Source organism: Micromonospora arida (assembly GCF_003857035.1).
Taxonomy (GTDB): Bacteria; Actinomycetota; Actinomycetes; order Mycobacteriales; family Micromonosporaceae; genus Micromonospora; species Micromonospora arida.
This window is the reverse complement of record NZ_QGSY01000165.1, coordinates 1-10798: the sequence shown is the minus strand read 5'-3', so window position 1 is coordinate 10798 and position 10798 is coordinate 1. Positions and strand designations below refer to the sequence as shown.

8 protein-coding genes are annotated in these 10798 nt (G+C 71.4%); 2 read left to right on the top strand and 6 right to left on the bottom strand.

The window, feature by feature from the left end:
- Together DLJ58_RS35140 and DLJ58_RS13455 are read right to left on the bottom strand one after the other, a co-directional pair.
- The coding region (locus tag DLJ58_RS35140; protein ID WP_158629586.1) for an NUDIX hydrolase at window positions 1-536 on the bottom strand (536 nt) is incomplete at its 3' end.
- A 977-nt stretch (window positions 537-1513) separates the two neighbouring features.
- Window positions 1514-2464: an NUDIX hydrolase gene (locus DLJ58_RS13455; RefSeq protein ID WP_124856350.1), complete on the bottom strand. Its 951-nt coding sequence runs from the start codon at window positions 2462-2464 to the stop codon at window positions 1514-1516.
- Between the two features lie 143 nt (window positions 2465-2607).
- Here DLJ58_RS13455 and DLJ58_RS13450 point away from each other — a divergent pair, with 143 nt between their 5' ends.
- The gene (locus DLJ58_RS13450; protein WP_124856348.1) at window positions 2608-2997 is read left to right on the top strand and encodes a PspC domain-containing protein; all 390 of its coding nucleotides are present in this window, start codon (window positions 2608-2610) and stop codon (window positions 2995-2997) included.
- Window positions 2998-3004: 7 nt separating this feature from the next.
- Here DLJ58_RS13450 and guaA read toward each other — a convergent pair whose 3' ends face one another.
- A complete protein-coding gene (guaA, locus tag DLJ58_RS13445; protein ID WP_124856346.1) occupies window positions 3005-4561 on the bottom strand; it encodes a glutamine-hydrolyzing GMP synthase in 1557 nt (518 codons plus the stop codon).
- 65 nt (window positions 4562-4626) lie between these two features.
- Entirely contained in the window at window positions 4627-6324 is a 1698-nt protein-coding gene (locus DLJ58_RS13440) for an FAD-dependent oxidoreductase (RefSeq protein ID WP_124856344.1), read from the bottom strand.
- Window positions 6325-6469: 145 nt separating this feature from the next.
- On the opposite strand from DLJ58_RS13440, the gene DLJ58_RS13435 reads away from it, so the two are divergent.
- Window positions 6470-7588, top strand: a complete 1119-nt coding sequence (locus DLJ58_RS13435; RefSeq protein ID WP_124856342.1) for an LCP family protein — start codon at window positions 6470-6472, stop codon at window positions 7586-7588.
- 7 nt (window positions 7589-7595) lie between these two features.
- Here DLJ58_RS13435 and DLJ58_RS13430 read toward each other — a convergent pair whose 3' ends face one another.
- Window positions 7596-9053 (bottom strand): M1 family metallopeptidase, encoded by a 1458-nt coding sequence (locus DLJ58_RS13430; RefSeq protein WP_124856340.1) that lies wholly within the window; start codon window positions 9051-9053, stop codon window positions 7596-7598.
- A gap of 110 nt (window positions 9054-9163) precedes the next feature.
- The gene (locus DLJ58_RS13425) at window positions 9164-10567 is read right to left on the bottom strand and encodes a M1 family metallopeptidase (RefSeq protein WP_124856338.1); all 1404 of its coding nucleotides are present in this window, start codon (window positions 10565-10567) and stop codon (window positions 9164-9166) included.
- Between the last annotated feature and the right edge of the window lie 231 nt (window positions 10568-10798).

Genomic DNA, 10798 nt, shown 5'->3' with positions numbered 1-10798 from the left:
CTCTCAGACCGCACGCTCTCAGACCGCACGCTCTCAGGCCGTGCGCCCCCGGACTCCGCGCTCTCAGGCCGTGCGCTCTCAGGCCGTGCGCTCTCAGGCCGTGCGCTCTCAGGCCGTGCGCCCTCAGACCGCACGCCCTCAGACCGCACGCCCTCAGACCGCACGCCCTCAGACCGTGCGCCCCCGGACTCCGCGCTCTCAGGCCGTGCGCTCTGAGGCCGCACGCCGCCGGACAGCGTGCCGTGGGGAGCCCTGAGCTCGAACAACAACCGGTCGGTGTGCAGCGCGGCCTTGTCCTCCGGCACGGTGGCCACATCGGCGACCACCGCGAGTAGTCGCGTCACCGCGACCGTCAGCCCGGCCTGCTCGGCTACCTGGCGGACCATGGCGTGCTCCGGATCCTCGGCATGCCGAACGGCACCGCCCGGCAACCGCCAGACCCCGGGAAACTCACCGTCCGCCCCGTCCCGAACCACCAAGACCCGGCCCGAGTCCCGCAAAAGTCCATAGACCCCGACTCGCCGCGCAAATTGCACCTTTGCTCGCCCCCCGCTTCGCACCCACAACTATTGATCATGAAGTTATCGCCGCCCATCCCGCGTTCCGACAATAACTTCATGATCAACGCGAGGCAGTGCACGGAAACCCACAGAGCTTGGCGAGCCGGGGCGTCCGGGCCACCCGGGGTAGTCGCAGCACCGCGAGGTAGTCGCAGCACCGCGAGGTACCCGCAGCACCGCGAGGTAGCCGCAGCACCGCGAGGTAGCCCAACCCCTGACGACGACCGATTAGCCCCGTCAAGACCCCTTCGACCTGTTTCCGACCCGGTCCGCTTCACTCCACTAGCCCAAATTGTGGAGCCCAATCCCGTCGCGGGAGCCGAGACCAGCGGTGATCAACTCGGGTTCACGGAAGGCGCGGTGTTCCAGCGCCCGGGATACCGCGCCTTCAAGGAACCCGAGTGGATCACGGGTGGATCCTGGGCGTCGCGCCGATGATTGCCTGCCCGGGACACCCGGAGCCCTCCAGCGGGGCGTCCCGGACTCAAGATCGCGCAATATCCAGGATGTAGTGGCATCGGCCCGGCGGTAAGCCACTACATCCTGGTTCGAGCACGATCTTGGCGCGAGGCGCGAGGCGCGAGGCGCGAGGCGCGAGGCGCGAGGCGCGAGGCGCGAGGCGCGAGGCGCGAGGCGCGAGGCGCGAGGCGCGAGGCGCGAGGCGCGAGGCCCGAGGCCCGACACCCGAGGCGCGAGGCGCGAGGCCCGAGGCCCGACACCCGAGGCCCGACACCCGAGGCCCGACACCCGAGGCCCGACACCCGAGGCCCGACACCCGAGGCGCGAAGCGCGAAGCCCGAGGCGCGAAGCCCGAGGCGCGAAGCCCGAGGCGCGAAGCCCGAGGCGCGAGACCCCGAAGCCCGAGGCGCGAAGCCCGAGACCCCGAAGCCCGAGGCGCGACACCCGAGGCGCGACGGCGCGGTGCGACGCTGACCCTGCGGACTGGGCGGGGGTCAGGTGAGTTGGGCGGCTTGGACTGCTTCGGCGGTCACCTCGGTGAGGCGGTCGGTGGGGAGGGCGCCCAACTCCTCGCGGCCGAACCAGCGGGCCTCGCAGGTGGAGCCGCCGACGTCGGCCACGGTCAGTGGGTTGGGCTGGTCGACGACGACCCGGTAGAAGGCGCGTACGCCGTGCCAGTCGATGGGGTAGCCCTCGGGGCCGAGTGAGGCGGCGTCGCGGTGGCTGGCGACGCCGAGCAGCTCGACGAGGCGGCCGGCCTGGCCGGTTTCCTCGATCAGCTCTCGGATGAGTGCCGCGCCGGGCTGTTCGCCGTAGTCGGTGCCGCCGCCGGGCAGGTGCCAGCAGCCGGCGCCGGGGTAGCCGTCGGAGATGCGGGTGAGCAGCACTCGGCCGGCGGGGTCGGTGCAGACCGCGTACGCGGCGAAGCGCTGGGCCCGGTGCAGCCCGTCGGGGCCGGGCACGGCGTAGAAGGAGGGGAACTCGGGTGCCTCGTCGGGCACCACGTCGGCCGAGGAGGCGGGCAGCCCGAGGGCGCGTGCGGTGAACGAGCGCAGCGGCAGCTCGCGCGCCTCGTCGAGGGTGTACCACCGGGCCAGGTCGGTGGGGCGCTCGCCGACCCGGTCGGCGAGGGTGCCACCGCGCACGGCCACCCGGTAGATCAGCCGGTCGGTGTGGATGGTGATGCCGCGGTCCGGGAGTGCTCGCATGTCGGCGAGCACGTCGGCGAGGCCGGAGACGGCGACGGAGAGGCCGGTTTCGGCGGCGGTCTCGCGTACGACGGTGTGGTTCGGGTCCTCGCCGTGGTCGACCGCCCCGCCGGGCAGCGACCACGTGCCGGGGGTGCCGGAGCGCTCCGATGCGCGGACCAGCAAGACTCGGCCGCTTGAATCAGCACAAACTGCGTATGCCGCGATCCTGCGGAGCGGCTTGAGCAAGGTGGTCACGGAAGCAAATTCTCCCCGGGCCGGGTTACCGGGACGGAAAAGAGTCGGATTCCTGACTATCTGGCCCCGGTCAGGGATTGGTCAGGGTAAGGATCCGGGCGGTCACCGAGGGCGGGTGGGGCGCCAGCGCGGACCGTGGGGGTATGACATCGACCACCGCTCCCCGTGCCCCGTACAAGCAGCTTCGGCGACCCACCACCGACCGCATGGTCGCCGGGGTCGCCAGTGGCGTCGGCCGCTACTTCGCCGTCGATCCCACACTGGTCCGGGTGATCTTCGCGGTCGCCGGCCTGCTCACCGGCGGGCTCGCGCTGTTCGCGTACCCGATCATGTGGTTCCTGATGCCGGAGGAGCCCACCGGCGCGCCGGCCTGGCCGCACGCCGCGGGCGTCGCGCCGCAGAACGGCCCGCCGCCCACCGCCGGGCCCGCGCCCGGCGGGCCACCGCAGGGGTACGCCCCGACGCAGCCCTACCCGCCGACGCCCCCGTCCAGCACGCCGACGATCCCGTTCAGCCCACCGCCGGCGGCCTGAGCGGCGCTCACTCCCACTCGATGGTGCCCGGCGGCTTGCTGGTGACGTCCAGGACCACCCGGTTGACCTCGGCGACCTCGTTGGTGATCCGGGTGGAGATCCGGGCGACCACGTCGTAGGGCAGCCGGGACCAGTCGGCGGTCATCGCGTCCTCGCTGGAGACCGGGCGCAGCACCACGGGGTGCCCGTAGCTGCGCCCGTCTCCCTGCACACCGACGCTGCGCACGTCGGCGAGGAGCACCACCGGGAACTGCCAGACACCCCGGTCGAGGCCGGCGGCGGTCAGTTCCTCGCGGGCGATCAGGTCGGCCTGGCGGAGCAGGTCGAGGCGCTCCTGGTCGACCGCGCCGATGATGCGGATGGCCAGGCCGGGGCCGGGGAACGGGTGCCGCCAGACCATCGCCTCGGGCAGGCCCAGTTGGAGGCCGAGCGTCCGGACCTCGTCCTTGAACAGGGTGCGCAGCGGCTCGACCAGCGCGAACTTCAGGTCCTCCGGGAGGCCGCCGACGTTGTGGTGGCTCTTGATGTTGGCGGTGCCGGTGCCGCCGCCGGACTCCACCACATCGGGGTAGAGGGTGCCCTGGACGAGGAACTCGACGTCGCCGTGTGCGGCGATCTCGCGGGCCGCGGCCTCGAAGACCCGGATGAACTCCCGACCAATGATCTTGCGCTTCTGCTCCGGGTCGGTCACCCCGGCGAGCGCGCCGAGGAACCGGTCGGTGGCGTCGACCACCTTCAGCTTGATGCCGGTGGCGCTGACGTAGTCCTTCTCCACCTGCTCGGCCTCGCCGGCGCGCAGCAGGCCGTGATCGACGAAGACGCAGGTGAGCTGGTCACCGACGGCCTTGTGCACGAGCGCCGCGGCGACCGCCGAGTCCACCCCGCCGGAGAGGCCGCAGATGACCTCCTTGTCGCCGATCTGGGCGCGGATCCGGGCGACCTGCTCGTCGATGATGTTCTCGGGAGTCCAGGTCGGCTCGATCCCGGCGATGTCGTAGAGGAAGCGGGTCAGCATCTCCTGGCCGTGCGCGGTGTGCCCGACCTCCGGGTGGAACTGCACGCCGGCCCGGCGACCGGCCAGGTCCTCGAAGGCGGCGACCGGCGCGCCCGCCGACTCGGCGGTCACTGTGAAGCCCTCGGGCGCCTCGGTGACGCAGTCGCCGTGGCTCATCCAGACCGGCAGGTCCGCCGGCAGGTCACGCAGCAGCACACCGGGGTCGAGGAGACGGGGGCGCAGCGGAGTGCCGCCGTACTCACGGTTGCCGGTCCTGGTGACCGTGCCGCCGAGCGCCTGGGCCATCGCCTGGAAGCCGTAGCAGATGCCGAAGACCGGCACGTCGGCGCTGAACACGCCCGCGTCGATCTGCGGCGCGTCCGGGGCGTAGACGCTGGCCGGACCACCGGAGAGGATGATCGCGGCGGGGTTCTTCGCCAGCATCTCGGCGATCGGCATCGAGTGCGGCACGATCTCGGAGTAGACCTTCGCCTCACGGACCCGGCGGGCGATGAGCTGGGCGTACTGGGCTCCGAAGTCCACCACGAGGACGGGGCGAGGCAGGCTCATGTGCACGAAGCCTACCCACAGTCACGGCCACCGCCGGCACCGGCTCGCCGTGGGGCCAGCGGGGTTCAGGAACGCAGCGCACCCGGGGCGTCCGCCGGGACCGCCGGGTTCTTCGGGGGTACGGGTGACAGACGGCGGTACGGGGACCCGAGCGTCGGGCGGAGGTCCTTGTCGCCCTTGTTGGGCCAGAAGGACATCGCCCGTTCCGCCTGTGCGGTGATCGTCAGGGAGGGGTTCACGCCCAGGTTGGCCGAGACGGCCGCGCCGTCGACCACGTGCAGCCCGGCGTGCCCGTACACCCGGTGCCAGGGGTCGATCACCCCGTCGGCCGGGGTGGCCCCGATGACCGCCCCGCCCAGGATGTGCGCGGTCACCGGGATGTCGAAGGGTTCGGTGAGCGAACCGCCGGGGGTGCCGCCGATCTCGTCGGCGAGCATCCGGGCGGCGGTGTTGCCGGCCGGTATCCAGGTCGGGCTGGGCGTGCCGTGGCCCGGGCCGGTGACCAACCTGCGGCCGAGCGGGCCACGCCGCCACCTGGTGGTCAGCGAGTTGTCCACGGACTGCATGACCAGGGCGATCACCGTCCGTTCCGACCAGCCGCGGATCGACAGCATCCGCGCCGCCAACCGGGGCTGCCGCACGATGCTGCCCAGCCAGCGGCGGACCCGGTGCGGGCCGCCGTCGACCAGCAGCGACTGGAGCAGCCCCATCGCGTTGGAGCCCCGCCCGTAGCGGACCGGCTCGATGTGGGTTTGCGGGTCGGGGTGGAACGAGCTGGTGATGGCCACCCCCTCGGTGTAGTCCAACCGCTCGGTCCGGGCCTGTTGGCGTGGCACCGAGGCGCCGAGGATCGCCTCCGAGTTGGTCCGGGTCAGCTCGCCGAGGCGGGGCGAGAGCCCGGGTAGCGCACCGTCGGCCCGCATCCCGTGCAGCAGCCGCTGGGTGCCGAGCGCCCCGGCGGCGAAGACCACCTGATCGGCGTGGATGACCTGTCGAGCCTTGCGCAGCCAGGCGCCGGTGCGTTCGGTGTGCACCTCGTACCCACCGCCGTCGGCGGGCCGGACGGCGGTCACCGTGGTCAGCTGACGGACCGTGACCCCGAGCCGTTCGGCGAGCCAGAGGTAGTTCTTCACCAGTGTGTTCTTCGCACCGTGCCGGCAGCCGGTCATGCACGAGCCGCAGTGCAGGCAGCCGGTGCGTTCCGGGCCGGCACCGCCGAAGTACGGGTCGGCGATCCGCTGGCCGGGTCGGCCGATGTGCACGCCCACCGGGGTGGCGTGGAAGGTGTGCCCCACCCCCATCCGCTCGGCCACCGCGCGCATGGCGCGGTCCGCGCCGGTGTGCACCGGGTACGTGGTGACGCCGAGCATCCGTTTCGCCTGGTCGTAGTGGTGGGCCAACTCGTCGCGCCAGTCGGTGATGTCCCGCCACTGCGGGTCGCTGTAGAAGGCTGGCAGCGGTTCGTAGAGGGTGTTCGCGTAGACCAGCGAACCGCCGCCCACCCCGGCACCGGAGAGCACCAGCACTCCGCCTCCGGATCGTCGGTCGGCCGGGCGGAGCAGGGTGAGCCGTTGGATGCCGTAGCAGCCCAGCTTCGGTGCCCAGAGGAACCGGCGGAGCCGCCAGGAGGTCTGCGGGAACTCGTCGTCGGCGAAGCGGCGGCCGGCTTCCAGCACCGCGACCGAGTAGCCCTTCTCGGCCAGTCTGAGCGCGGTGACGCTGCCACCGAAGCCGGACCCGATGACGACCACGTCGTACCGCATGGTTGCATCATTACTCGCCAGTAGCGCTCGCGCCAGCGCCCGTTTTTGCGCGATCATGCTCCGGCCGACCGAACCGGCGTCTCCCGGCCGCAACCCGGAGCACCCGTCGGAGCGTTGTTCACCAGACGGGTGGAAGGAATCCAAGATGGTTCTCGGGTCGATGGCGCCGCGCCGACGGTGGTTGCTGGTGGGGTTGGCGGCCCTCGCCGTCGTCGCGCTGATCGCAGCCGGCACTGTGGTGATCACCCGGCTGACCGGCGACAACAAGCCGGGGGGCGCTCCGGTGGCCGGCTCACCGACCCCGTCGCCGGTCGGCACACCGACCCCGAGCCCCAGCGGTCCGCCGCCGGGCGCGGACATCACGGGCCCGCTCAACCTGCTGCTGGTCGGTGTGGACACCCGGGTCAGCGTGCCCGGCTGGGAGCCGCACTCGGACGCCGTGCTGGTGTTGCACGTACCCAAGGGGTTGGATCGGGCGTACCTCTTCTCGCTCCCCCGCGACCTGCTGGTGGACATCCCGGCGTTCCCGAAGGCCGGCTACAAGGGCGGCAAGACCAAACTCACGCACGCGATGAGCTTCGGCAGCCGGGTGCCGGGCAAACCCAAACAACCCAGCACGGCCCAGGGGTACGAGCTGCTGCGCAGCACGGTCAGTGGTTACACCGGGCTGCGCATCGACGCCGGCGCGGTGCTCACCTTCAACGGGTTCGACCGGCTGGTCACCGCGCTGGGTGGGGTGGACATCTACGTCGACCAGCGGGTCGAGTCGATGCACCGCCGACCGGACGGCAAGTACCGGGAGAGCGCGCCGGGCGGCTACAAGGGGCCGCAGCAGGTCTACGAGAAGGGCGAGCGGCACCTCAACGGCTGGCAGGCGCTGGACTACGCGCGGCAGCGCTACATCGCCGGCGGTGACTACGCACGGCAGCGCCACCAGCAGCAGCTGATCCGGGCGATGACCCGCAAGATCCTGGACGAGGGCCTGGCCAAGCAACCCGAGCGCGTCGATCAGGTGGTCTCCGCGCTGGGCGACACGCTGGTCTACGTGGGCGGACGCCGGATCGTGGACATCGCGTACGCCCTCAGTGGCCTGCCGGAGAACCGTTTCACGCTGGTCGGGCTGCCCGGTTCCGGGGTCGGCAAGGGCAGCGCGTACCGGGGCGAACAGCTCAGCGCCGAGGGCCGCAAGTTCCTCACCGAACTCCGCGCCGGCCGCGCCGACGCCTACCTGGCCGCCCACCCCACCCTGGTAGTCAAGAACTGACCGCCGCTCAGAGCCGCTTGGGCAGGGCCGGCTTCCTGGTGCCGTAGAGCCAGGCGTCGAAGATCGCGTCGAGCTGCTTGCCGGAGATCCGCTCGGCCAGGGCCACGAACTCGGGTGTGGTGGCGATGCCGTCGCGCTTCTCCGCCGCCCAGGTCTTGAGGATCTCGAAGAACGCCTTGTCGCCGACGGCCACCCGCAGGGCGTGCAGCGTCATCCCGCCGCGCTGGTAGACCGACTCGCTGAACAGCTTCTCCACGCCCGGCTTACCCGGCGGTGTCTGCCACACCTGAGCGGACATTCTGGCGTACCGGTTGTCGAACGCCTCCTTGGCGGTGTACGCCTTGGTGTGCTCGGCCCAGAGCCACTCCGCGTACGTCGCGAAGCCCTCGTTGAGCCAGATGTCCTCCCACTTGGCCAACGCGACGCTGTCGCCGAACCACTGGTGGGCCAGCTCGTGGGCGACGACCTCGGTGTTCTCGCCCTGCCGGAAGAAGCTCGCCGCGTAGACCGGTCGGCTCTGCGTCTCCAGGGCGTAGGAGATCCGGCTGTCGGAGATCACCACCCCGCCGTACGCGTCGAACGGGTACGGCCCGAACACACTCTCCAGGTAGTCGGCCACCGCGACGGTCTGCGCGATGGAGGCGTCCGCGTTGCCCTTGGCCTGGGTGGTGGTGACCGCGTTGTAGACCGGGCGGCCCTTGTGCTCGCCGGTGGTGATCCGGAACTTGCCGATCACCAGCGTGCTCAGATAGCTGGCCATCGGCGACTTCTCCGACCACTTCCAGGTGGTCCAACCGCCCGTGCTGGTCTTCCCGCCGGGAACGCCGTTGCTGATCGCGGTCAGACCGTCCGGAACGGTGACCTCGAAGTCGTAGGCCGCCTTGTCCGACGGGTGGTCGTTGACCGGAAACCAGGTGCTGGCCGACTCGGGCTGACCCAGCGCGATGGCACCGTCTGCGGTGTGCAGGAAGCCACCGTCACCGAGCGTCTCGTTCTTCAGCGGCTTCGGCTTACCGGCGTAGGTGACCTCGGCGACGAACCCGTTGCCGTTGATCAGGCCGGAAGCCGGCTTGATCACCAACTCGTTCCGCTTGCGGCTGTGGGTCGCCGGTGCGCCGTCCACGGTGACCGCGCTGACGGTCAGACCGGCCAGGTCGAGGTTGAACGTCGACAGGTCCGCCGTGGCGGTGGCCCGCACTGTGGTCGTACCCGTCAACTGGTCCTTGGCCGGGTCGTAGCGCACCTTCACCGTGTACCGCGCGACGTCGTAGCCGCCGTTGCCGTAGGTCGGGAAGTAGGCGTCGCCGACCCCGTCGGCGCCCGCGGTGAACGTCCGCGCCGGCGTGGGGGACGCGCTCGGTGGTAGGGCCGCCTCCGGGCCCGTCGAGTCGCATCCGGACAGGACGAGCGCACCGGTCGCCAGCAGGCCGGCAGCCACCCGCAGTCTGTGCCGCGTCCCCCGCATCCCACACCCTTTCCGCACGGTGGCCGGTGACGGCCCTCGTTGTTCCGCGCGAACGGGCGCCTACCCGCCGTTCGCAGGCGGCAGCATATCGACCGGGCAGCGGGGCCGGGTCACGGCAGTGCGGGGGCCGACCCACCCACCAACCAGGCGTCGAAGAGCGGACGCAGTTGCCGCCCGGCGACCCGCTCGGCCAGCGCGACGAGGTCCGCGGTGGTCGCGTTGCCCGCCGCCCGCTCGGTGGTCCAGGTACGCAGGATGCGGAAGAAGAGATCGTCACCGACGGTCCGGCGCAACGCGTGCACGGCGAGCGCCCCGCGCTTGTAGACGGCCGAGCCGAACATCTGCTCCCGGCCCGGCTCGACCGACGGCTGCGTCCAGTCGGTCGCCGCGTACTGGATCTCGAAGTTGCGCTGGGCGGTCCGGCCGCCGTCGTGTTCCTCCCACAGCCACTCGGCGTAGCTGGCGAAGCCCTCGTTGAGCCAGATGTCGCCCCACCTGGTCAGCGACACGCTGTCGCCGAACCACTGGTGCGCCAGCTCGTGTGCGACGACGCTCGGGTTCGGCCGGTCGTCCGCGAAGAAGCCAGGCCCGTAGACCGGCCGCGACTGAGTCTCCAGCGCGTACCCGACCCGGTCGTCGGCGATCACGATTCCCCCGTACGAGTCGAACGGGTACGGGCCGAAGCGGCTGGCCAGGAAGTCGACGATCGCACCGGTGCGGGCCAGCGAGGTGGCCGCGCCGCCGGTCGCCGGCAGGCTCGCGGCCACCGCCGTGACCATCGGTCGGCCGGCGTGCGTGCCGGTCACCACCCGGTAGTCACCGATCACGAGCGTGCTCAGGTAGCTGGCCATCGGGGCGCGCTCCGACCAGCGCCAGGTGGTCCAGCCGTCGGCACTGCTCTTCGGCCCGGGTACGCCGTTGCTCAGCGCGGCCAGGCCGTCCGGGACGGTCACCGCCAGGTCGTAGGTGGCCTTGTCCGACGGGTGGTCGTTGACCGGGAACCAGGTGGCGGCCGAGTCGGGTTGGCCGAGCGCCACCGCGCCGTCGGCGGTGTGCAGGAAACCGCCGCTGCCCAACGCCCCGTCGTCGACGGCGGTGGGGACTCCCGCGTACTCGACCGTCACGGTGAACTGCCGACCGCGCGGAAGTCCGGCGCGGGGCGTGACCACCAACTCGCCGTCGCCGCGCCGGTGCTCGGCCGCCGCGTCACCCACGCTGACCGCGCCGACGTCCAGGCCGACCAGGTCCAGGTTGAACCGGGACAGGTCCTGGGTGGCGGTGGCCGTGATGACGGCTCGACCGGTCAGCCGGTCGGTCGACGGGTCGTAGCGGACGTCGAGGCCGTAGTGCCCGACGTCGTAACCGCCGTTGCCGTGCCCCGGCACGTACGGGTCGCCGACGTCGGCGGCACCGGGCCGGAAGCCGTCGCGGTCGTCGCCGGTACAACCGGTGGCGGCCAGCCCGATCGCGCAGGTCAGCGCCGCGACGCGCAGTCTCCGTCCGGTCAGGACCATGCCCACCCCTCCTGCGGCGTTACGGCCTTCTGCCGCGTTCCGGTTTTCTGCCGCCGCCTGGTCAGGACGAGCGTAGTCAGCATCGCGGACCGCACGGCCGGTATCGACGATCATCAGTGACTTTCGTCGAATCAAACAAAAGCTGCCGTCGATCGAACCTTTCTTTCGACTTAGACCGACGTTAGTGTCTGTCTCCGACCACCGTCGCGAAAGGTGGAACCATGCCAGACC